Below are 21,777 nucleotides of genomic sequence, written 5' to 3' on the forward strand. Positions count from 1 at the left end.
GTCATTCCGTCGGATAACGGCACATTCCGCTCAGTTCAGCAGCGCTGCAGTCTCGTGGCGGCGCAACAACGGGCGGGCCGGTTGAAACAGCTCTGAACTTGCCAGATCGGGAAACAGCTGCAAAATCTCGTCCCGGCTGTCGCGTCCCAATCCGTCCAGCGACATGCCGTTCACCAGCAGGCTTTCGGTCAACAGCCCCTCGGCATCGACGATCTGATGCTGGTCGAACATGACGTGCCAATAGGTCACGGTCCCGCCGGGCTGCACCACGGCACTGTCGCCCGCGCACAGATGAATCGCCGCGCTCAGCGCCTGATCCACCCCAAGATGCAACATGGCCTGTGGCCCGCCCATCATCACCCGGTGCTGTTGCGACAGCAGAATATCGCGCTTCAGCCCCAGAAACCCCTTCTTCAGGCAGACCGGAGCCAGCGCGCCGCTGGCTTCAACTGTCTGCGATCCGATCCAACGCACCCGTTGAAACCCGTCATCCAGCGTCCACACCCGGTCCCCGACCTGCAGCTCTTCGATGGCTCTCCGCCCACCGGGCACCTTCAGCCGGGTGCCGGTCGTAAAACAGGCGACGAATTCGTCATATTCGTTGGTTTGCTGGTGTGATGTGCGTTCAACATTGAACGTATAGGTCTGCCCGGCCACCATCGGCACGGTCGAGATCAGCCCATGCACAGCCCCCTGAGAGTACCCACTCAGGTTGAAATGAACCGATGTCACCTGGTGCCCGGTGGATGTGTTGATCAGGTCATAAGCCGACACAACCGATGTTCCGGCCGCATAAGACGTCCCATCAATGTTGACCGCGTCGACCAGCGTCTGATTGTTGGCGACCTCGTCAAAGTTGTTATCGCCGTCGCTGACTTCGATCAGGGTCGGGGTGGCCCCGGAAACCAGCGTCAGCGAAAACGTCGGAGATCCGGCCGCAGCCGCCCCTTGTTCGTTCGGAAGGCCACCGACAAAATCTGACGGCGAATAGACATACAGATAATAATTGGGCAAAGGCAGCCAGCTTTCTCGTTAACCAGGCCCGACAAGCAGAAGGCGGACAAAAAACTCGTACAACTCAGATCAATAGACCGAAGGTATGGGCCGTATCAGGGTATACTTAGGCAGATTTTCCCCTTCAGACCCGGACCGCGGCGGCCCCCGCCTGCCAATCCTCTGCAGGGCAGACACCGATAATGCCGCCCCCCCGGACCGGGGTGTGTTGCGGCGCTTCGGGAAATGGTGCAGCCTTTTTCCTCTAACCTCAGGGAAAGTGACACAGGATGATTGAAGCCCCGCCAACGCTGACGATCAAGGCATCGTTTCGGCGCCCGACAGATCAACAGATCGCTGCCTTTCAGGGGGTGCCCACAGGATTTGTCGTCGATGCGCTTCTTGGTGGCGGCGCTTTGGCGTCCCGCATTCAACCGGTCGGAGCGGGACGCGACATTCGCTGCATCGCCGCAGGGCCCGCGTTGACCGCCGATTGTGGCGCTGCCGATGTTCTGGCCGCCTTCGCGGCGCTCAAATTCATCACACCCGGCGACGTGGTCGTGTCAGCCTTTGCAGGTCACACCGGATGCGCCGCAGCTGGGGATCGCCTTGTGGGTATGATGAAAAACAACGGCGCCGCAGGGTTTATCACGGACGGCCCGGTCCGAGACTACGATGGCATCGTCTCGGTCGGCCTGCCGATGTGGTGCGCAGGTCTGACACCTGCGTCTCCGCACATGTCCGGCCCCGGATCAGTTGGCTTTCCAATCCAGATCGGCGGACAAGAGATTGAAACCGGCGATATGATCGTCGCCGACCGGGATGGCGTTGTTGTCGTCCCGTTTGAGCGCATCGACGACGTTATCGAGAAGCTGGCGCAAATCTCTGAACTTGAGAAATCGCTCGACGCCAAGGTTGCCCAAGGGCTTAAAGTGCCCGATTGGGTCGAGGATTTTCTGGCAAGCGACAAAACTGTCCTCAGGAACTAAGGGCTTTCGCCACCACTCCCTTTGCGGGCTCAGTGCGCCTCGGCCCAGTTCGCGCCTTGTCCGGCATCCACGGTCAGTTTCACCGCCAGATGCACGGCGGGATCAGCGGCGTTTTCCATGACGTCCTTGGCCACAGCGATGGTCTGATCCACCGCCGCCTCGGGCACTTCGAACAGCAGTTCATCATGCACCTGCAACAGCATCCGCGCGGGCAGGTCGGCCATCGCCTCCGGCATCCGGATCATCGCCCGCCGGATTACATCTGCCGCTGTGCCTTGAATCGGTGCGTTGATCGCCGCGCGATAGGCAAATCCGGCTTTCGGCCCCTTGGCGTTGATCTCGGGCGTATGGATCTTGCGCCCGAACAGGGTCTGAACAAACCCGTGTTCCTTCGCAAACGCCTTGGTGTCTTCCATGTAATCCTTGATGCCGGGGAAACGTTCGAAATACCGGTCGATAAAGCTTTGCGCCTCACCACGCGGAATCCGCAGGTTGCGGGCCAGACCAAAGCCGGAAATCCCGTAAATCACTCCGAAATTGATCGCCTTGGCGCGGCGTCGGATCTCGGGCGTCATATCTTCCATCGGCACGTCGAACACTTCGGACGCGGTCATCGCGTGAATGTCCTGCCCGTCGGCAAACGCCTGCTTCAGTGCGTCGATCTCGGCGATATGCGCCAGAATGCGCAGTTCGATCTGGCTATAGTCAAGCGACAGCAACACATTGCCGGGTTCCGCAATAAACGCCTCGCGGATGCGGCGGCCTTCTTCGGTACGCACCGGGATGTTCTGCAGGTTCGGATCGGTCGACGCCAACCGCCCCGTATTCGCCCCGGTGATCGAATAGGATGTATGCACCCGGCCGGTGTCCGGGTTGATATGGGTCTGCAAGGCGTCCGTATAGGTCGATTTCAGCTTGCTCAACTGCCGCCAGTCCAGCACGCGGGCCGGCAATTCATGCTCGGTCGCCAGATCCTCAAGAATATCCGCCCCGGTCGAATACTTCCCGGTCTTGCCTGTCTTGCCGCCTGGCAGGCTCATCTTGTCGAACAGGATCTCGCCCAGTTGCGCAGGCGAGCCGACGTTGAATGTCTCGCCCGCGAGTTCGTGAATCTCGGCCTCCAGCCCCGCCATCTTCTGGGCAAAGGCATTCGACATCCGGCTCAGAACCTCGCGGTCGACCTTGATGCCATGCATCTCCATCTCGGCCAACACCGGCACCAACGGACGTTCCAGCGTCTCGTAAACCGTGGTGACCTGCTTGCGATGCAATTGCGGCTTGAACGCTTTCCACAGACGCAGGGTGATATCGGCATCCTCGGCGGCATAGGCCGTTGCCTCGTCAATCGGCACCTTATCAAAGGTAATCGCCGATTTGCCTGATCCCAGCAGCGGCTTGATCGGGATCGGCGTATGGCTCAGATAGCGCTCTGACAGCGTATCCATCCCATGCCCATGCTCCCCCGCATGCATCGCGCCCGACATCAGCATCGTGTCATCAATCGGGGCGACATCCACGCCATAGCGCGCAAAGATCTTGGAGTCGTATTTCATGTTCTGCCCGATCTTGAGGATTGCATCATCCTCAAGCGCCGGTTTCAGCATCTCCAACGCCTGCTCCAGCGGCATCTGCCCCTCGGCCAAAGCGTCTGAGCCGAACAGATCATCCACCGATCCGTCGCGGTGGATCAGCGGGATGTAACAGGCTTGCCCCGGTTCCACCGACAGCGAAATCCCGACCAGATCGACGATCATTTCGTTCAGCCCGGTGGTCTCGGTATCCACGGCCACATAGCCGCGCTCGTAAATCCGGTCGATCCAGACCTGCAAGGCCTCGGCATCGCGCACGCATTCATAGGCGGCGCTGTCAAACGGCACGTCTTCCTGAACCACAGCCTCGGCCGATGGCGGAGTGTCAGAGATCACCGGCATCTCAACGCCCAGCTGATCGGCAATCCGCTTGGTCAGCGTGCGAAATTCCATTTCGGCCAGGAACGGCATCAGCACGTCCGGATCCGGCTCCATCACCTCAAGATCGTCCAGCGTAAAGCCCAGCGGCGTTTCGCAATCCAGCTGCACCAGCCTGCGCGACAATTCGATCTGGTCGCGCTTTTCGATCAATGTCTGGCGGCGCTTGGGCTGCTTGATCTCTTCGGCGCGGTCCAGCAGCGTATCCAGATCGCCGTATTCGTTGATCAGCAGGGCGGCGGTCTTGATCCCGATCCCCGGCGCGCCCGGCACGTTATCCACCGAATCCCCGGCCAAAGCCTGCACATCCACGACCCGCTCAGGCCCGACGCCGAACTTTTCGATCACCCCGTCGCGGTCAATCCGGCGGTTCTTCATCGCGTCCAGCATTTCGACCCCGCCGCCGACCAACTGCATCAGATCCTTGTCCGAGCTGATGATCGTGACCCGCCCGCCAGCGTCGCGCGCCTGACAGGCCAGCGTCGCGATGATGTCGTCGGCCTCATAGCCTTCGATCTCTTCGCAGGCGATGTTGAACGCCTTGGTCGCCTCGCGCGTCAGCGGCATCTGCGGGCGCAGATCTTCGGGCATCGCCTCGCGGTTGGCTTTGTAAAGATCGTACATTTCGTTGCGGAATGTGTGCGATCCCTTGTCAAAGATCACCGCCGCATGGGTCGGTGCATCGTCGCCGGTGTTGTTCTCGACATAGCGAAACAGCATGTTGCAGAACCCCGCAACCGCCCCGATCGGCAACCCGTCCGACTTCCGCGTCAACGGCGGCAGCGCGTGATAAGCGCGAAAAATGAACGCCGATCCATCGATCAGATGCAGATGGCAGCCTTTTCCAAATTCACTCTTGCCCATGTCGCCGCGCCCCATACTATCTGAGTCCATGTTTGGTTCTGATATCTTATCGGGCATCGGCGCGGCGTCCGCAATTGTCCTTCTCGGTGTAACGGCGCAGGCCGGGCCGAAACTTCCCGACGATTGCGAGATTCGTGACGGATCGCCCTATAGCTGTTCGCCCATGGTCGGGTGCTTGGGGGTGACAGACTATTTCACCGGCCGCGCGCTGGGGTGGAACAAGGGCTCTCACATCAGTCAAAGCGGCGGCGGTCTGAACTGTATTGGTGAATGGCGCGGCAGCGGTCGTCTGGGGTTAGGCGAAGCGACTGTCGAATGCGACGGTGACTTGACCGGATTGGCCTATTTTTACTCCCGTGATCCGCAAACCGGCACCGGGCGCGGGATGGGGCGGCTCAGTGACGGGCGTACGTTGCGGGTCTGGTACGGGCAAGAGGTCGAACAGTTCCTGCGCAACGAATATGGTGACGTGAACTATTTCGAGATGTGCAAAAACGCCGATGCGCCAATCGGATAAGACGGTGACGTCTGCACTCAGTCTTTGGACGCCTTTACGAGCTACAGGGATATGACCGGGCAGAGTTTGCCCGCCGTCGATCGCGCCTTTCAGGGCCTGCAGGTTTCTTGACGCGAGACAGGTCCGGTATTGAAAGGCCGATTGAAAACCGGTTCAGTTGCCGCGACCTTTGGGAAACGCGCAGTTCATGACCCTGACTTCTTCGAAACCCGGCACTCGGCGGGCACATGCACTGTCTGCGCTGCTGCCGTGGGCCGTGGCCATCGTGTTCCTGCTGACCATGCCTGTCGTGTTTCCGTCCAACAGCGCCATCACCATCATGAACCAGATGGCGATCACCATCGTCTTTGCGCTGTCATACAACATGCTGCTGGGGCAGGCGGGTATGCTCAGCTTTGGCCACGCAATTTACATGGGGTTTGGCGGCTTCATGTGCATCCATGTGATGAATTTTGTTCAGGCCGAAAACCTGCCGGTCCCGCTCCCGGTTCTGCCCCTGTTCGCAGGTCTGTTCTCGCTGGGGATGGCCACGCTGATCGGCTCTTTTTCGACCCGAAAATCAGGCGTCGTTTTCGCCATGATCTCGCTTGGTATTGTCGAACTTGTCGCCTCCTGTTCGCTGATCATCTATTCGTTCTTTCGCGGTGGCGGCGTTGGTGGAGATCGCACGCTGGGCATGCCGTTCTTCGGAATCGAGTTCCTCTATCAGATCGAGGTGTATTATTTGATCTCTGTCTGGTTGGCGCTCTCGGTCGCGCTGATGTACGGGTTTTCCCGCACCCCCATCGGGCGCATGGCCAACGCTGTCCGGGAAAACCCCGAACGGGCCGAATATCTTGGCTATTCAACCCATTGGGTGCGCCTCTATTCGTTCTGCGCAGCCGGGTTCTTTGCCGGGGTAGCGGGCGGATTGTTTGCCATCAATTACGAACTCGCCACGGTCGAAAACTTCAGCCTGCAAACCTCGGGCACCATCCTGATGATCGCGTTCCTCGGTGGGGTTGGCGTCTTCTTCGGGCCGATCCTTGGCGCGGTCCTGTTCACGATGCTGCAGACCGTTCTCAGCCTCGAAACCGACCTCTGGCAGCTCTATGTCGCGGCGCTGTTCATGGCGACGGTGATGTATTTCCCCGGCGGGCTGGGCGGAGTCGTGATGATGCATGTTCCGGTGATCCGGTTCGGCACCTTCGGGATGCTGGTCAAACCGTATGCCAAGACGCTGATCCCCGCAGCCTTTGCGATTCTGGGGCTGTCAGCGCTTGTCGAAATGCTGTTCTACACCCGCCATTCCGCCGTCGGAGCGCATGACATGACGCTGTTTTGGATGACCTTCAACAGCCACAGCCCACTGCCCTGGCTGATCGCAGCAGGCATAACCGCCGGCGGTCTCTTGCTGGCCCGCCGCAATGCCCCGGAACTGGCATCTGCCTGGCATGACGCGCATCATCAAACACCCTGGGTGCGCGTCCAGCGATAGCAGCACAGGGTCGGATCGCAATCGCGGTGTTTCCGGCGGGCTCCTATACGAAAGGATAGGTGGGCTATTCTTTCGCCGCCAAACCTCGACGTATGAACATGTTCACAGATCACGAGTACGGCATGTATACGCAGGGTGAGTGTGAGAATTTGACGTTACCTGTGGTTGTAAGGGTTTTCGTCTCCCGCGCTGTTAACGAGTGTTTCTGTTAACCATACGTTTGAAAAACGCCGCGTACCTCCGAGTTTGCCAGATTTCCGTTTCCAAGTTAGGCTGCGATGATCGTGTCCTGGGGAGGAGACCACGTCATGCCGCTTGGAGTACTGACCGTCTATGCCGCGCTTGCCGTCTGGGGCGCGCTTATTGTGCAAGGGTTTCGCACGCGATCCTGGCGCCCGGTTCTTCTCTTCGGCATCGGCCTGATGCTGTTTCTGAACCTTGGTTATGTGATCAACGGCGTGCCTGCCGCGATCTCGTCTTTTGTCGGCATCTATGATGTCCTGATCAATATCGGCCTTGACCCGGCCACCGACGCCGCCGCGATTTCGACCTGTGCGGGCAACGATTGCACCGTCTGGACCGATCGCTATGTCACGCACCCGGCCTGGGGCGCGGCGTTCTATGACCGCTTCACGAATGGCCCCCAGTTCCGCTCGACCCTGCTTTATGGCCACATCGTCATGAACTCGCTGGTCTTCGTTCTGATGCATGTCCAGTTGTTTCGCCCCGGATTCGGCGCGGCCCGTGGCACCCACAAACTGCTGGGGCGGATCTCGTTCGTGTTTCTGACCCTCAGCCTGATCTGCTCGGTCTGGCTGGCCTCAGAACATGGCTCTGTTGCCGAATACGGCGGGCGACTGGCCCAGTTCGGGTTCTATTCGATGGCGGCCTGCGTTTATGCCTGCGCCGTCATGATGGTTGTCACCATCCGCAAAGGCGACACCGCGAAACACCGGGTCTGGGCGTTCCGTTTCATTGGCTCCATGTGGGGGGCGTTCTGGTTGTTCCGGGTGGTGCTGTTCGTGATCGACCCGTTGCTGCGCAATGTCGAAGCGGCGGCGATTCTGATCGTGATCTGGGGGTCAGCCCCCGCCGGAGTTCTGATTGCCGAACTCATCCGGCGACGGATCGACGATCCGACGCGCCGTCAGGCATCAGACACCGTACCTGCTGAATAATCCGACCCGGAAACCCTGAAGGGCAGCCGCCGGATCAAACAGATCAGGCGGCGTCCTGATGATCCTTGTGGACGTATTTGCAATCGCAATACGGGCACTCGACCCAACCCGTGCTTTCGGGGATCTGAAGCCAGACACGCGGATGGCCCAACGCGCCTTCTCCGCCATCGCAGGCAATACGATAGCTGTCCACGACCTTGGTTTCCGGTGCGTCTATGGTCATCTCGGGCGGTTCCTCTGGTTTCAGGCGCTTGGGCCGGTCTTCCCTGCGTTTATGTGCCAAGCCTGTGTCATGAGCAAGAGACGCGATTGCCGCAATCCTCACCTGACGGTGAAAATGTCAAAGCGGCCCGATCAGGGCCGCCACGTCAGCGCACCCGCACACTGGCGGATATCGGGCAAATGGGTAAGAAGGACTCGAAAAAGAACAAAACGTGAATATAATGGCGACTCGTTATGACTGCCGAACTGTCGATCACCTCCAACTTCACCTTCCTCACCGGGGCGTCCCACCCCGAGGAGTATATCGAGCGTGCCATGATCCTTGGCCTCTCGGGCATCGCCATTGCTGATGACAATTCGGTCGCGGGCATCGTGCGCGCCCATACCGCAGCCCGCAAAATCGCGCGCGCTGTGGCCAAGCGGCGGGCATGGGACGCCACGCATGACCCGATTGGCCCGCCACGCCCCGCGCATATCCCGAAACCGGCCTCTTTCCCGATCCTGAATGCGCCGCGCCTGATTCCGGCAGCGCGGCTGGTGTTCACGGACGCACCGCCCATCACCGTCCTGCCGCAGAACCGCACTGGCTGGGCCAGCCTGTGCCGGTTGCTGTCCAAAGGGCGGCTTCGGGCAAACAAGGGCAGCTGTGACCTTGTGCTCTCGGATCTCTTTGACCATGCCGACGGTCTGCACCTGCTCCTCTGGACGCCCTCGACCGGCCTGCGACGCGGCGCAAACCTGTGGGTGCCTTTCGCGGATCGGTTGGCGCGCCGCTTTGCCGGGCGGATGCACCTGCTGCTCACGCCCACCTATGACGGCACCGATCCCGACCGCTTTGCCGCGCTCACCGAACAGGCGCAAGCGCTGGGTCTGCCGACGCTGGCCAGCGCCGCCCCCCGCCTGCATCACGGGCGCAGGCGACGGATGGCGGATGTGCTGTCGGCCATCCGTCTGCGCTGCAAGGTCGAAAAACTGGGCCGCAACGCGCTCTCCAATGGCGAACAGCGCCTGCGCTCCGAGCCCGAGATGCGCCGCCTTTTTCGCGGCTTCGAGGACGCCATCGACCGCGCCACCGCATTGGCCGACCAGCTCAGCTTTTCGCTGGACGAACTGCGCTATGAATACCCGACCGAGGCCGAGCACGAGACCCCCGCCGAACGCCTTGCCCGCCTTGCACATGAGGGCCTCAACTGGCGCTATCCCGCAGGTGCGCCGGACAAGGTGCAGACCATGCTGACGCACGAACTCGACCTGATCGGCAAGCTCAAATACGAACCCTATTTCCTCACCGTCCGCGATATCGTCCATTTCGCCCGCTCCCGCGACATTCTCTGCCAGGGGCGCGGCTCGGCCGCCAATTCCGTGGTCTGCTACTGCCTTGGCGTCACCTCTGTCTCGCCCGAGATCGGCACCATGGTATTCGAACGCTTTGTCTCCGAAGCCCGCGACGAGCCCCCCGATATCGACGTCGATTTCGAACATGAACGCCGCGAGGAAGTCATCCAGTGGATTTACGACCGCTATGGCCGCCACCGCGCCGGCCTTTGCGCCACCGTCATCCATTATCGCGGCAAACGCGCCATCCGCGAGGTCGGTCGCGCCATGGGGCTCAGCGAAGACACCATATCAGCGCTGTCCTCCCAACTCTGGGGCTTCTTCTCGGCCAAGGGGCTCGAAGCTGAACGCATGCGTGAAATCGGCCTCGACCCCGACGACCGCCGCCTGAAACAAACGATGGAGCTGGTCTACGAGATCTCCGGCTTCCCCCGTCACCTCTCGCAGCATGTTGGCGGCTTCATCATCACCGAAGGGCGGCTGGACGAACTTGTTCCCATCGAAAACGCCACCATGGAAGACCGCACCGTTATCTGCTGGGACAAGGACGATATCGACAGCCTTGGCATCCTCAAGGTCGATGTGCTGTCGCTTGGCATGCTCACCTGCATCCGCAAGGCCTTCGACCTGATCACCCAGCACCACCAGACCACCCACACCCTCGCCACGCTCCCGCCCGAGGATCCGAAAGTCTACGACATGCTCTGCGCCGCCGACAGCATCGGCGTGTTTCAGGTCGAATCCCGCGCCCAGATGAACTTCCTCCCCCGGATGCGCCCCCGCAACTTCTATGATCTCGTGATCGAGGTCGCCATCATCCGCCCCGGTCCCATTCAGGGCGACATGGTCCACCCCTATATCCGCCGCCGCAACGGAGAAGAGCCCGTCTCCTTCCCCTCCGACGCCCTCGGGCAGGTCCTTGGCAAAACCCTTGGCGTGCCGCTGTTTCAGGAACAGGCCATGCAGATCGCCATCGTCGGTGCGGGCTTTACCCCCGAACAGGCCGACCAGCTGCGCCGCTCCCTTGCGACCTTCAAGAAACACGGCTCTGTCAGCGAATTCCGCGGCCTCTTCCTCAAGGGCATGGCCAAGAACGGCTACGCCCCCGACTTTGCCGAACGCTGCTTTTCCCAGATCGAAGGCTTCGGCTCCTACGGCTTTCCCGAAAGCCACGCCGCCTCCTTCGCGCTTCTCGTCTATGCCAGCGCCTGGATCAAATGCCACCACCCCGGCATCTTTGCCTGCGCGCTTCTCAACGCCCAGCCGATGGGCTTTTACGCCCCCGCCCAGATTGTCCGCGATGCCCGCGCCCATGGCGTGCCCGTCCGCCCGGTCTGCGTCAACGCCTCCTACTGGGATAACGTGATGGAGCCTGACGGGCGCGGCGGCCTTGCCCTGCGCCTTGGCTTTCGCCAGATCAAGGGCATGAAAGAAGACGACGCCGCATGGCTCACCGCCGCCCGTGGTAATGGCTATACCGAGGTCGCCGATGTCTGGCGCCGCGCCGGTCTGACCCCGGCCGTGATCGAGAGGTTGTCCGAGGCCGACGCCTTCGCGTCCTGCGGTGTCACAAGGCGCGAGGCGCTCTGGGCCGCCAAAGCCATCGCCACCGCCCAGCCCCTGCCGCTGTTTGCCCAGGGGATCGAGGGCGAACTGATACACGAACCCACCGCCCACCTGCCGCAGATGTCACTGGGCGAGCAGGTCGTAGAAGACTACGTCTCCACCCGCCTCAGCCTCAAGGCGCATCCGGTGGCGCTGCTGAGGCATGTGCTGACGCCGGGGTAGGGGACCGGTCTCAAACCGTTCACGCCTTTGGATTGCAGCGGATTTTCGGAAGTAGTCCCTAGTAACCAGTCGTGACGAGTGTAAAAAAACCGCCTAAGTGCAATTCAAATTAGGCTCGTGCAATTGGTGACGAGATAATCGTCTGAAATGGATGCGGAATCAGGTTGCATTCGCGGCGGCGCTCCATAATGTTTCCTGATGATCAAAAAAGTTCTATATTAATATGGTACTGACGGTAGAAGCTTCTGAATATCTTGATCGCGCGGCAACCGGCAGATCTCGTCCTATGCTGTGCGTTTGCGATGAAAGGGATGGTGAAGCGCGTTACGTCTACGTCAAGTATGAGAATTTTCACGAAGAACTGACATCTGATCACCTCGTAGCGGAACTAGTTGCCAACGTGTTCGCGAGGGATCTCGGGCTTCCGGCTGCCGAGCCTTGTTTGGTGCAGATTGATGCAGCATTCGTAGGCACGCTGCCGGACACAGCAGACGGAGTCGCCCTTTGCGCGGCACTGCAGGGCGCTCCTGTGACTGCGTTTGGCTCCACGCAAATCAGTCCGGTCAGGCGATGGGCGCCGACAGATCTGGTTCACAAAAGCCAGCGACAAGAGGCGGCACTCCTTTACCTGTTTGACACACTCATTGAAAACACTGATCGAGGGAACGGAAACCCCAACCTGCTGATGTCAGGGCTTTCTTTCAAGGTCATAGATTTTGGACACTCCTTCCAAAGGTGCCATCGTCGAGCAACTCTCAACGGTAGCACGATGCCTTGGTGCAACGGAGGGATCGGCAACCACTTCCCTGGGAATATGCAGCACATTATGTATCCTAGTTGTCGAGAGGTCGACACAGAGGTTTTAGAAGACTTCACAAGTTCTCTAGAAGCTCTTACTGATGCCAAAATCGAGGGTTATGTTGAAGTCATCCCGCAACAGTGGGACCAAGACACTGCGTGCGCGATCATTGAATATCTGCTACAAGCGCGAGAAAACGCAAACCAGTTCATTGAACAAGTGAGAGGAGTGCTGAAATGAGCAAGAAATTTTCGTTTAGCTACTGCCTCTTGCAGTACAGACACAATCCATGGCTGAAAGAGCGAATGAACATCGGCGTTCTACTATACTCCGGCGAGGCATCATTCCTAAAGCTGGCTGTCCGAGGTTGGGATGGGCGGATCACAGCCGCTTACCCGGACATAAACAAGGCAGCATTTACTGAAGATTTGAAACAAATTTCTCGCGCGGTTAAGCGCTTCTCTCGAGAAAACATTGTTCATCCCGATCTGTTAACTAGAGTGAATGATTGGAAATGCGGGCCGGAAACAGGCAACGAGGCGAGATTTCTGGCTTCGAGGATCGCTCCTGGCCTTGATTCAAGCTATACTTGGGCCGAAGCCGGTGTAGGGTTGTGCAAAGGGCCGGAAGAACGTTTGAAGCAGCTTTATCAACGCTTGGTCGCTCCATATGATAAAGAAAAGCCGCACGCAGCGCGGAGCGACGAACAAGTGTGGTCTGAAGTCAGTAAGTTAATCAACGCCCGAAATCTCGCCGAAGAAATCGAGGTTGAACCTCGTGTGCAAACTGATCTCGGCCCGATCAAATTCCAAGCTGGTTACAAGAATGGGAATTTTCACGCCATTCAATCGTTGTCCTTTGACTTGGCGGATGAAGATCGCATTGGAGCGAAGGCTGGAAAATGGAGCGGTTTTGCACAAGCCGTAAGGGTAGCGCCGGGACATCGCAAAGTTGTCACCCAATTCGTAATTGGGCGGCCGACAAACGAAAACCTTATCCCCCAATATCGCTCAGCTCGCACGTTCCTGCGAAGCATTGTCGGGACTGAGAATGTAATTGAAGAGCAGGATAGCGGTGAGTTTGTAGATCGAATTGAAGACGATCTTCGTCAACATCGAGCACAATAATGACACTTTAGGACTCTGCTTAAACTATGCTTGAGAGCGATACACGAGCTGCACCTTTTTGCAAAGACTGGCCTGTGCACAATACTAACGTATGTGCTACCCGCAGCGAAAGGCAACTTCCTGACCAACTTGTTTCTTGCCACTAAGGTCAAAACCACCACCTCCAAACTTTGTACAAAACGGCCAATCCCCCCGAAAACCCCTGTACAAAACGGACGATTCACCCCCTCAGCCACCGCTTAGGTCCGTTATCGGATGAACATCAGGGCCGTGCTGGGCACGAAGGTGACGAACAGCAAGACCACCAAAATCAGCGCGATAAACGGCAGAACGGCGCGGCTGATCTCAAGAAAATTCTCTTTGAACGCGGTCATTGCCACAATGATGTTCAACCCAAGCGGCGGAGTCAGGAACCCGATTTCAAGGTTGATCACCATGATCACGCCCAGATGAACCGGGTCGATTCCATAGGCAATCGCCGGGATCAGCAGCAACGGCGCAAGGATCAGGATCGCTGAAATCACGTCGAACAGGCAGCCGACAATCAGCAGCAACACATTGATTGCCAACAGGAAAGCGATTTTGTTGTCGCTCACCGATGTGATCCACAGCGCCAGTTGGTCGGGGATCTCCTCGATGGTAAGAATGGTCTTGATTGACAGCGCCACGGCGACGATGGGAAACAGCATGCCCAACAGCTTCGCGGTCTCGACCGCCGTGTAATAGAAATCGATCGGCTTCAATTCGCGGTGAATGACGATCTCGACAAAGATCGCATAGACCAGCGCCACCGCCGCCGCCTCGGTCGGAGAAAAATACCCCGAATAGATCCCGCCCAGCAAGATCACCGGCAACATCGCCGACCATCCCCCGCGCATCAACGCGGTCCGGAACTCAACAAAATCAAAGGGTTGGGCGGGCATATTGCGATTGACCCAAAACGAATACCCCGCCAGCGCCACCGCAATCATGATGCCCGGAATGATCCCGGCCAGAAACAGATCCGCAATCGAGGTCTCGGTCACGATGCCGTACAGGATCAGCGGAATCGACGGCGGAATGATGATGCCCAGCGTGCCACCCGACGTCAGCGCGCCCAGCGCAAACCGCTTGTGATACCCGTTTTCCAGCAGCGCAGGGTACAGCACCGTGCCCACGGCCAGCAACGTCACCGGTGACGACCCCGAGATTGCGGCGAATATGGCGCAAGACAAGATCGTCGCCACGGCAAGGCCCCCGGGCAGTGGCTTGGTGATCGAGATGGCAAGATCAATCAGCCGCCGCGCGATCGAGCCGCGGGTCATCACATTGCCGGCAAGCAGGAACATCGGAATGGCCAGCAACAGCGAGTTGTCCAGACTGATCCATACATCCTCGGCCAGGTACTCTAACCGCCCATCGCCCCAGACCAGATGAACATAGGCCGCCGACCCCAGAAGGATGACAATGATGTTCTGCCGCAACGCCAGTGCAAGCAGGACAAGGCCCAAAAGGATGACTGCCGCCATATCAATGCGCTCCGCCGGGGGGGGATTTCAGATCGGGCCTGATGCAATAGGTCAGGTGTTTCACACTGCACGAGGCAAACGCGTAAGGAATGATCAGCTGTAGCGGCCAGACGACAAAATACAGCACCGGCGCGCGGTCCTGCGCCTCCATCGAGACATCGACAAAGGTCCAGGCGATATAGGCAGCGCCCAGAAAGAACAGACCCGAAACCAGATCGCCAATCCGCGTTGCGGCCTGTTCATGCCGCCGGAACAGGAAATCCATGAAGGCGGGCCGCAGATGGGCGTTGTCCGACGTGGCCAGCGTCAATCCCAGAAACCCGGCAATGATCGCGCCATAGACCGCAAGTTGTTGCGCGCCAAGGAACGAGGTTTGAAACACCTCGCGCCCGATGACGTCGACCATCAGCAACCCGGCAACGACAGCATAGGCCGCCGTTGCCACGATTGCTTCGATCCGGCGAAGCCAGGTGATCAGCCCGTTCAGCATCTGCGCCTCAGCTGCAGGCCGCTTTGGCGTCTTGGATCGCGTCCCACTTGGCCTTGGCGTTCCCGCCCATTTCCTCAAGAATGATCTCTTGCGCGGCGGGTGCAACAGCCTTCCACTGGTTCAGCTCGTCGTCTGTCAGCTCGATAACGGTTGAGCCTTCGCTGGCAGCCTTTTTAAGCAATCCGCCCTCGGCCCCGCGCAATGCGCCGCGCAGGTCAAGAAAGATCGGTGACGCTTCGGTGATCCAGGCCTGTTCCTGTTCGGACAGTGCGTCCCATGATTTCTTCGAGATCACGATACCGCCGACCTGGTGCTGGTGACGGGTCAGGGTGATATACGGTGCCACCTTGTGATAACCGACAACGATGCCAAAGACTGACAGTTGCGTCGCGCCTTCGACCTGTCCTGTCTTCATCGCCGGAACCGCGTCTTTGGGGCTCAGCGGGACAGCCGTGACTCCGGCCTGCTGCATGAATTTCGTATCGGTCACCGATGGGGCGGTGCGCAGCTTCATCCCGTTCAGGTCTGACGGCACCCGCACGCCATCCTTGGTGTAGATCACCTGATACCCCACCTCCATCCAGCTGAGCGTCTTGATGCCAGCGGCGTCAAATTCATCGCCGAACGTCGAAAGCAGATGGTTATCGGCGACACAGTCAAACTGCTCGGCGCTGTCAAACGCATAGGGCGACGCCAAAAGGCCAAATTCCGGCACCAGCAGCGACACAGCGGTGTTTGACATCACGCCCATGTCGACACGACCGCGGGCGATCTGCTTGATCACGTCCTGTTCGCCGCCCAGTTTTGAGCCCATGAAGGCCTTGATGGTCAGCTCGCCCCCGGACAGTTCGGCCACTTTGTCGATAAATTTCTGGGTCACGGCACCCCATGGCGATTTCGGCGGTGGTGCCATGGACAGGCGCAATTCGGTGGCTTGTGCGGTGAATGACGTCAGTCCAAGCGCAAAAAGCGCGGCAGCAATTGTATGTTTCATGGTTCCCTCCCTGGAAATGGTTCTTTTTTGGTTTTTAGGTGGTGTTCAGATACGGGCCGAGCGCCGCTGATATTTTGGTTTCAAGGTCCGCATCGCCCAGCTTGAGCGGGCCGGGATCGTGCAACAGCGCGTTGACCAGCATGCCAAAAGCCAGCTGAAGCGCGATTTCCAGCTTTTGCTTGTCCTGAGCAGACAGACCAACCGTGACCGCCGCCACGACCCTTTGCGTCATGGCCCGGTTCGGCGCCCACCCTTCGGGAATGCGGCGCTCGTATCTAAGGGCCGAGCGGATCACGCCAGTGCGTTTGCGGAAATAGGCAAGAGTCACCCCGACACATAGATCCAGGCGCGCGGACAGGGTCTTGTCCGTCATCTCCTGTGCTTCGAGGCACTCGTGGACAATCGCGCCCTGTTCGTCGCTGACCCATTGCTGCACCGCGATGAAAAACGCCGTCTTGTCCTCGAAATAGCTATAGAACGATCCGGTGGAATACCCCAAGGCCCGCGTGATTTCGGCGATCGAAAGCTCGTCCAGGTCTTTTTCACCCAGAATTTGCACACCGTACTCAATCAACGCCGCGCGTCGCGCGCGGCTGCGGGCCTGTTTGGGCTTCTGAAGGGCGTCGATGTCAGCTGTCATCGCCATCGGGGCAGTGCCTTTCTATACTTGAATTTGAATTCAAGTTCATGTTTGCTGGATTCGTCAAGGAATTTCTGACGGCGGAGCGCACATGACCCAACCAAACGTGATTCTGATTTTCACCGACAACCAACAGGCGGCCACATTGGGCTGCTACGGAAACGCGGAAATCCACACTCCCAACATTGATGCGTTGGCAAAGGGCGGGTTTCGTTTTGATCGGGCGTTCTGTGCCAATTCGTTTTGCTCGGCCTGCCGCGCCTCAGCGCTCACCGGCATGCTGCCATCGCAGCACGGCGTGCATTCGTGGATCGATGACCGCAACATGGAGGCCTGGCCCAAGGGCTGGCACGCGCTCAGCGGTCTGGCAACGCTGCCGGAACAGATGCAACGCCTGGGTTATGCCACCGGTTTGTTCGGCAAATACCATTTGGGTGATGCCATGAGCATTGGTCCCGGATGGGACAACTGGGTGTCGATGGCAGATGGCCACGTGCGCAGCTTTTATGACAACAAGATCTTCGATAACGGCGAAACCTATGATCAGCCCGGCCACGCGGTCGATTTCTTTACCGACAAGGCGCTTGAGTTTATTGCGGGCGCAACCCAACCCTATTTTGCCTACATCCCGTTTCCCGCGCCCTATGGCCATTGGCCAGCCACAAATGACGGGCGGCGCAACCGGTTTTCCGAACTTTATGACGACTGCCCGATGACCTCGATCCCGCGACAGGGGCTGTCAGCGGCGGCCGTCACAAACTATGACATGATTAAATCCCAAAGCGGTCATGGCCTGGATTTTTCAATGTTGATGCGGGCGCCCAACCACCTGCCCGCATTGCGCAATTATTACAGCCAGATCAGCATGATAGACGAGGCCGTTGGCCGCATCGCCGCCGCCGACCCCGATGCGCTGATCATCTTTACCACCGATCATGGATTGTCGCTTGGCCATCATGGGTTCTGGGGGCACGGCGGCTCGACCTATCCATCGAACCTGCATCTTGCGGCGCATTCCATCCCGATGATCCTGCGCCACCCCGGCGCCATCCCTGCCGGGGAAACGTCGCCCATTCATGTCTCGAACGTCGATATCTATGCCACGATCCTCGACTATATCGGGGGTCACCCCGATCCCGCTCTGCCCAGCCGGTCTTTCGCCGGGCTGCTGCGCGGCGAAGCCGTGGCCAATTGGGGCGAGGACGAGGTGTTTTCCGAGCAGGAAGAAACCCGCGTCATCCGCACGCCGCAATGGGCCTTCTTCCAGCGCTACAGGGGTGAAAACGCCCCCGACCTGAAGGACGAACTGTTCAATGTCGTGGTCGATCCGGGCGAAACGAACAACCTGGCTGATGATCCCGGCCACAGCCATATCGTCGCCGACCTCAGCGCCCGGATCGCGGCGTTTTTCAAGCTGCACTCACGCGGTCAGGCCGATCTGTGGCGCGGTGGCCAGCCGATCCAGAACTCGATGATGAAAAGCTATTGGAGTGACATCTGGGGCAAGGATTGGCATCCGGTCTATGCGTACGACGATGATTGAATTTGCCGAGATTCCCGAAGGCGCTTTCACTATGGGGGCCGATGCCGCACCGCATCCCGAAGATGGCGAAGGCCCGGCGCGCGAGATTTGGTTGAATGCGTTCGAAATCTCCAAAACCACGATCACAAACGCCGCTTTTGCCGCCTTTGTCGAAGCCACAGGTCATGTCACAGTTGCCGAACGCAACAAAGCTTCGCAGGTCTTCAAAGGGCAGTTGGCAGATCCTGATGCCCATCCGATTATCTCGCAGATCGCGCCTTGGTGGCGTCTTGTCGAAGGGGCGAATTGGCGCCATCCAAACGGCAGCGATGCGGCCCGCCCGGATGATCCCGTGGTTCATATCGCGCGCTCTGACGCCATCGCCTATTGCGGCTGGAGCGGTACACGCCTGCCCACCGAAGCCGAATGGGAGCGCGCGGCCGGTCCGCAAACCGGGATAACCCCGCATATCTGGCAGGGCACCTTTCCGGATGCCCCAACACACCCGCCGCGCCCCCGTGCTGCAACAGATGGGCAGGCCAACGCGTTCGGGTGTGTCCATGCGTGCGGCAATGTTTGGGAATGGACCGCCGACCGGTTCACACGCTTGCATTCCCCGCGCCCCGACAAAAACCCAAGCGGCCCGTTGAATGGCGCGAACTATGTCGTCAAAGGCGGCTCATTTCTGTGCTCGCCGTCCTATTGCGCGCGGTTTCGCCCAAGCTCTCGAAGGGAAGAAACCGGCGATGCCACCACATGTCACCTCGGCCTTCGCGTGGTCAGGGACCCTCCCCGGTAAATCGCAATTGTACAAAACGGCCAATCGCCCCGAAAACCCTTGTACAAAACGGACGATTCAGCCCCGCATCCGGGTTCCGTCCGGGTCGAACAGCGGGCCGCGTGTGACCGTCGCGTCGACCATCTCGCGGGCGATATCGACAGTGACGCGCGCGCCCGTGTCCACCTGTTTGCGCACATGCCCCAGTGCCACAGGTTTGCCGATCCGATACCCGAACGCGCAGGATGTTGTCTGCCCGATGATCTCTCCGTCCAGCAAAATCGGTTCATGCCCCAGCGGAACAGCATCTGCATCGTCCAGTGTCAAGGATATGATATTGCACGACTTTCCGGCGTCACGTCGTGCCTGTAGCGCGTCGAAACCGACAAATCCGCCTGTTTTGCGCGTGGCAAAATCCAGCCCCGTTTCAATCGGGGACACGTCCGAATCCAGCTCGTGTCCCATCGCGCAGAACCCCTTTTCGATCCGCATCGACGTCTGCGCAAACAGCCCCGCAGGCCGCGCTCCGGCTGCTGTCAAAGCCGCGTAAATCACCGGTGCGTTCTCACTCAAACAACTGATTTCCCAACCCAATTCCCCAACATAAGACATCCGAGCCGCCCGAACATGCTTGCCTGCAACATGCGCCGGACCAACCTTGAAATACCCCAGATCCGTCAATTCCGCCGCCCCGGTCTCGGCCAAAATCCGCCCCGAGTCTGGCCCCATCAACGCTAAAACCGCATATTTTTCAGTGGTTTCCACAATGGAAACGTCAAATGCCCTTTTGTGACGGTTCAGCCAGGCCAGATCCCGTTTGATCGCATTGGTGCCGACAAACAGGCGATAATGATCCTCCGAAATGCGCTGCGCCGTCAGGTCGCTTTCAAACGTCCCCCGCTCATTCAGCATCGCCGTATAGATCACCGACCCCGGCGCGCGCCCCATGTAACCCGCGCAAATCGTTAGTAAAAACGCCTCTACATCCGGTCCGGTCACGTCGATCTTTCCGAACGAGGACGCATCAAAAATCGCCGCAGACTCATGCGCCGCCTGCACTTCAGCGGCGACATTCCCAAACCAGTCAGGCCGGTCAAATCGCAATGTCGGTTCAGCCGTTTTGCCAAAGTACAAAGGCCGCTCCCACCCATAAACCTGCCCCATATGCGCCCCTGCCGCGCGGTACTCTGCATCCAAAGGCAACGCTTTCAAATCGCGGGCCGTGCGCAATTGCTTGCCGGGATAGGCGATGTCGTAATGCGTGCCAAGGATTTCGGGCGCGCGCGCCATCAGGTGATCCAACCCATTGAAAACAGGCGCAAACCGTTTGGCATCAGCCTCGGACAGATCATAGGCCGCATGCCCATGCACGATGGAATGCGCTAGGTTCATCCCCGCGCCGCCACCCGATGCAATCCCGACCGAATTCAGCCCACAGCCCAAAAACAGCCCGCGAGTCTCAGCGGTTTCGCCCAGCATAAAACTCCCATCCGGCGTAAAGCTTTCGGGGCCGTTCAGCAGCATCTTGACCTCGGCAGTCTCCAGCGGCGGCAGGCGGTGCAGCGCCAGTTCCATCATCGGTTCGAAATGGTCCCAGTCTTCGGGCAACAGTCCAAATTCAAAGGTCTCATCCAGAATGCCGGGGGCAATCGCTTTGCCCATCGGTTCGAAGCATCCGACCAGCAATCCGCCAGAATCGTCTCGGATATAAAGATGGCTGTCATGGTCGCTAAGTGTCGGCATGTTGCCGGTGATCCCGTCAATCGGTTTGGTCAGCAAATAGAAGTGTTCGCAGGCCTGCACCGGCACCTCGGCCCCGGCCATCGCGCCCACCTCGCGCGACCACAGGCCGGCGCACAGGGCAATCGCATCACACATCACGGTGCCTTGGGTGGTTTCGATGCCTTTGATCCGGCCATTCTCGGTCAGGATGCCGGTGACGCCGGTGCCTTCAAAGATCGTCGCCCCCAACCCCTTGGCGCCTTTGACCAAAGCTGCGCAAACGTCTGACGGGCTGACCCGTCCGTCATCGGGCGACCAGACCGCACCCAGCACGTCGTCGGCATTCATCAACGGCCAGCGTTCCTTTGCCTCGCCCACATCTATCGACCGCGCATCGATGCCATAGGCATGGGCCAAAGCCTCTTGCCGTTTCACATGGATCAGCCGGTCGGGCGTCGTGGCAATCGACAGCGATCCCTTCTGGATCCAGCCAACATTCTGGCCGGTTTCCTGCTCAAGCTGCGCATAGAGGTCGACCGAATACTGGATCATCCGGGTCAGGTTCCGCGAGTGACGCAGCGCGCGGACCTGTGCCGCCGAATGCCATGTGGTGCCCGATGTCAGCTTGTTCCGCTCTAACAGGATCGCGTCCGACACGCCCATCCTGGCCAGATGATACAGGGTAGAGCACCCCATGATACCGCCGCCGATAACAACGACGGACGCGTGAGAAGGGAGGGTTGTCTGCGTCATGGCGCTGCCTTGTTGACGAATCGTGAAACGTATGCATCATTTTCCCGACCACTTGAAAGGGATGCAACATCAAATCCAACCCCGCCCCTCTGTCTGGCCTGAATGGTCTTACGC

Annotated in this window: 17 protein-coding genes; 9 read left to right on the forward strand and 8 right to left on the reverse strand. The window is 59.1% G+C overall.

The genetic code is table 11. The features are described 5' to 3' along the window. Positions 1-30: 30 nt before the first annotated feature. On the reverse strand, positions 31-1,014 hold the full coding sequence (locus FOY56_RS17270) for a Hint domain-containing protein (protein WP_146347123.1): 984 nt from the start codon (positions 1,012-1,014) through the stop codon (positions 31-33). 269 nt (positions 1,015-1,283) lie between these two features. On the opposite strand from FOY56_RS17270, the gene FOY56_RS17275 reads away from it, so the two are divergent. Next, the gene (locus FOY56_RS17275; RefSeq protein ID WP_146347124.1) at positions 1,284-1,982 is read left to right on the forward strand and encodes an RraA family protein; all 699 of its coding nucleotides are present in this window, start codon (positions 1,284-1,286) and stop codon (positions 1,980-1,982) included. A 29-nt stretch (positions 1,983-2,011) separates the two neighbouring features. On the opposite strand, the gene polA is transcribed toward FOY56_RS17275, so the two are convergent. Continuing rightward, positions 2,012-4,813, reverse strand: a complete 2,802-nt coding sequence (gene polA / locus FOY56_RS17280; RefSeq protein WP_146347170.1) for a DNA polymerase I — start codon at positions 4,811-4,813, stop codon at positions 2,012-2,014. A 28-nt stretch (positions 4,814-4,841) separates the two neighbouring features. On the opposite strand from polA, the gene FOY56_RS17285 reads away from it, so the two are divergent. From FOY56_RS17285 to FOY56_RS17295, 3 genes are all read left to right on the forward strand, one after another. After that, entirely contained in the window at positions 4,842-5,330 is a 489-nt protein-coding gene (locus tag FOY56_RS17285; protein WP_146347125.1) for a hypothetical protein, read from the forward strand. 187 nt (positions 5,331-5,517) lie between these two features. Further along, a complete protein-coding gene (locus FOY56_RS17290; protein WP_146347126.1) occupies positions 5,518-6,807 on the forward strand; it encodes a branched-chain amino acid ABC transporter permease in 1,290 nt (429 codons plus the stop codon). Between the two features lie 308 nt (positions 6,808-7,115). Beyond that, positions 7,116-7,985, forward strand: a complete 870-nt coding sequence (locus tag FOY56_RS17295) for a DUF2306 domain-containing protein (protein ID WP_146347127.1) — start codon at positions 7,116-7,118, stop codon at positions 7,983-7,985. Between the two features lie 43 nt (positions 7,986-8,028). Here FOY56_RS17295 and FOY56_RS17300 read toward each other — a convergent pair whose 3' ends face one another. After that, a complete protein-coding gene (locus FOY56_RS17300) occupies positions 8,029-8,208 on the reverse strand; it encodes a zinc-finger domain-containing protein (RefSeq protein ID WP_146347171.1) in 180 nt (59 codons plus the stop codon). 233 nt (positions 8,209-8,441) lie between these two features. On the opposite strand from FOY56_RS17300, the gene FOY56_RS17305 reads away from it, so the two are divergent. The 3 genes from FOY56_RS17305 to FOY56_RS17315 all read left to right on the forward strand — a co-directional run bounded on the left by FOY56_RS17305 (position 8,442) and on the right by FOY56_RS17315 (position 13,256). Continuing rightward, positions 8,442-11,330, forward strand: a complete 2,889-nt coding sequence (locus FOY56_RS17305) for an error-prone DNA polymerase (RefSeq protein ID WP_146347128.1) — start codon at positions 8,442-8,444, stop codon at positions 11,328-11,330. A 223-nt stretch (positions 11,331-11,553) separates the two neighbouring features. Continuing rightward, positions 11,554-12,369 carry a HipA family kinase gene (locus FOY56_RS17310; protein WP_146347129.1) on the forward strand — a complete coding sequence of 272 codons (816 nt, stop codon included), beginning with the start codon at positions 11,554-11,556 and terminating at the stop codon, positions 12,367-12,369. Then, a complete protein-coding gene (locus FOY56_RS17315) occupies positions 12,366-13,256 on the forward strand; it encodes a DUF3037 domain-containing protein (protein WP_146347130.1) in 891 nt (296 codons plus the stop codon). Before FOY56_RS17310 ends, FOY56_RS17315 begins: the two co-directional genes overlap by 4 nt. Positions 13,257-13,504: 248 nt before the next feature. Here the strand turns inward: FOY56_RS17315 and FOY56_RS17320 are convergent, their stop codons facing one another. Genes FOY56_RS17320 through FOY56_RS17335 form a run of 4 tightly spaced genes read right to left on the reverse strand, consistent with a single transcriptional unit; the run spans position 13,505 to position 16,894 of the window. Further along, the gene (locus tag FOY56_RS17320; protein ID WP_146347131.1) at positions 13,505-14,764 is read right to left on the reverse strand and encodes a TRAP transporter large permease; all 1,260 of its coding nucleotides are present in this window, start codon (positions 14,762-14,764) and stop codon (positions 13,505-13,507) included. 1 nt (position 14,765) lies between these two features. Continuing rightward, on the reverse strand, positions 14,766-15,254 hold the full coding sequence (locus FOY56_RS17325) for a TRAP transporter small permease (protein WP_146347132.1): 489 nt from the start codon (positions 15,252-15,254) through the stop codon (positions 14,766-14,768). Between the two features lie 7 nt (positions 15,255-15,261). Next, a complete protein-coding gene (locus FOY56_RS17330) occupies positions 15,262-16,248 on the reverse strand; it encodes a TRAP transporter substrate-binding protein (RefSeq protein WP_146347133.1) in 987 nt (328 codons plus the stop codon). Positions 16,249-16,282: 34 nt separating this feature from the next. Continuing rightward, positions 16,283-16,894, reverse strand: a complete 612-nt coding sequence (locus FOY56_RS17335; RefSeq protein WP_146347134.1) for a TetR/AcrR family transcriptional regulator — start codon at positions 16,892-16,894, stop codon at positions 16,283-16,285. An 85-nt stretch (positions 16,895-16,979) separates the two neighbouring features. Between FOY56_RS17335 and FOY56_RS17340 the strand changes: the two genes are divergently transcribed. Beyond that, on the forward strand, positions 16,980-18,431 hold the full coding sequence (locus tag FOY56_RS17340) for a sulfatase family protein (RefSeq protein ID WP_146347135.1): 1,452 nt from the start codon (positions 16,980-16,982) through the stop codon (positions 18,429-18,431). Next, positions 18,412-19,209: a formylglycine-generating enzyme family protein gene (locus FOY56_RS17345; protein ID WP_146347136.1), complete on the forward strand. Its 798-nt coding sequence runs from the start codon at positions 18,412-18,414 to the stop codon at positions 19,207-19,209. Before FOY56_RS17340 ends, FOY56_RS17345 begins: the two co-directional genes overlap by 20 nt. Before the next feature lie 57 nt (positions 19,210-19,266). Here FOY56_RS17345 and FOY56_RS17350 read toward each other — a convergent pair whose 3' ends face one another. Continuing rightward, the gene (locus FOY56_RS17350; RefSeq protein ID WP_146347137.1) at positions 19,267-21,663 is read right to left on the reverse strand and encodes a GcvT family protein; all 2,397 of its coding nucleotides are present in this window, start codon (positions 21,661-21,663) and stop codon (positions 19,267-19,269) included. Positions 21,664-21,777: the final 114 nt, after the last annotated feature.

The organism is Falsiphaeobacter marinintestinus, from assembly GCF_007923355.1.
Taxonomy (GTDB): Bacteria; Pseudomonadota; Alphaproteobacteria; order Rhodobacterales; family Rhodobacteraceae; genus Phaeobacter_A; species Phaeobacter_A marinintestinus.

What these genes read in the sequence shown, in the direction of transcription:
- FOY56_RS17295 (WP_146347127.1), top strand. Translation starts at nt 7,116, where the DNA reads ATGCCGCTTGGAGTACTGACCGTCTATGCCGCGCTTGCCGTCTGGGGC.
- FOY56_RS17325 (WP_146347132.1), bottom strand. Translation starts at nt 15,254, where the DNA reads ATGCTGAACGGGCTGATCACCTGGCTTCGCCGGATCGAAGCAATCGTG.
- FOY56_RS17310 (WP_146347129.1), top strand. Translation starts at nt 11,554, where the DNA reads ATGGTACTGACGGTAGAAGCTTCTGAATATCTTGATCGCGCGGCAACC.
- FOY56_RS17290 (WP_146347126.1), top strand. Translation starts at nt 5,518, where the DNA reads ATGACCCTGACTTCTTCGAAACCCGGCACTCGGCGGGCACATGCACTG.
- FOY56_RS17315 (WP_146347130.1), top strand. Translation starts at nt 12,366, where the DNA reads ATGAGCAAGAAATTTTCGTTTAGCTACTGCCTCTTGCAGTACAGACAC.
- FOY56_RS17275 (WP_146347124.1), top strand. Translation starts at nt 1,284, where the DNA reads ATGATTGAAGCCCCGCCAACGCTGACGATCAAGGCATCGTTTCGGCGC.
- FOY56_RS17340 (WP_146347135.1), top strand. Translation starts at nt 16,980, where the DNA reads ATGACCCAACCAAACGTGATTCTGATTTTCACCGACAACCAACAGGCG.
- FOY56_RS17285 (WP_146347125.1), top strand. Translation starts at nt 4,842, where the DNA reads ATGTTTGGTTCTGATATCTTATCGGGCATCGGCGCGGCGTCCGCAATT.
- FOY56_RS17335 (WP_146347134.1), bottom strand. Translation starts at nt 16,894, where the DNA reads ATGGCGATGACAGCTGACATCGACGCCCTTCAGAAGCCCAAACAGGCC.
- FOY56_RS17300 (WP_146347171.1), bottom strand. Translation starts at nt 8,208, where the DNA reads ATGACCATAGACGCACCGGAAACCAAGGTCGTGGACAGCTATCGTATT.
- polA (WP_146347170.1), bottom strand. Translation starts at nt 4,813, where the DNA reads ATGGGCAAGAGTGAATTTGGAAAAGGCTGCCATCTGCATCTGATCGAT.
- FOY56_RS17305 (WP_146347128.1), top strand. Translation starts at nt 8,442, where the DNA reads ATGACTGCCGAACTGTCGATCACCTCCAACTTCACCTTCCTCACCGGG.
- FOY56_RS17320 (WP_146347131.1), bottom strand. Translation starts at nt 14,764, where the DNA reads ATGGCGGCAGTCATCCTTTTGGGCCTTGTCCTGCTTGCACTGGCGTTG.
- FOY56_RS17330 (WP_146347133.1), bottom strand. Translation starts at nt 16,248, where the DNA reads ATGAAACATACAATTGCTGCCGCGCTTTTTGCGCTTGGACTGACGTCA.
- FOY56_RS17350 (WP_146347137.1), bottom strand. Translation starts at nt 21,663, where the DNA reads ATGACGCAGACAACCCTCCCTTCTCACGCGTCCGTCGTTGTTATCGGC.
- FOY56_RS17345 (WP_146347136.1), top strand. Translation starts at nt 18,412, where the DNA reads ATGCGTACGACGATGATTGAATTTGCCGAGATTCCCGAAGGCGCTTTC.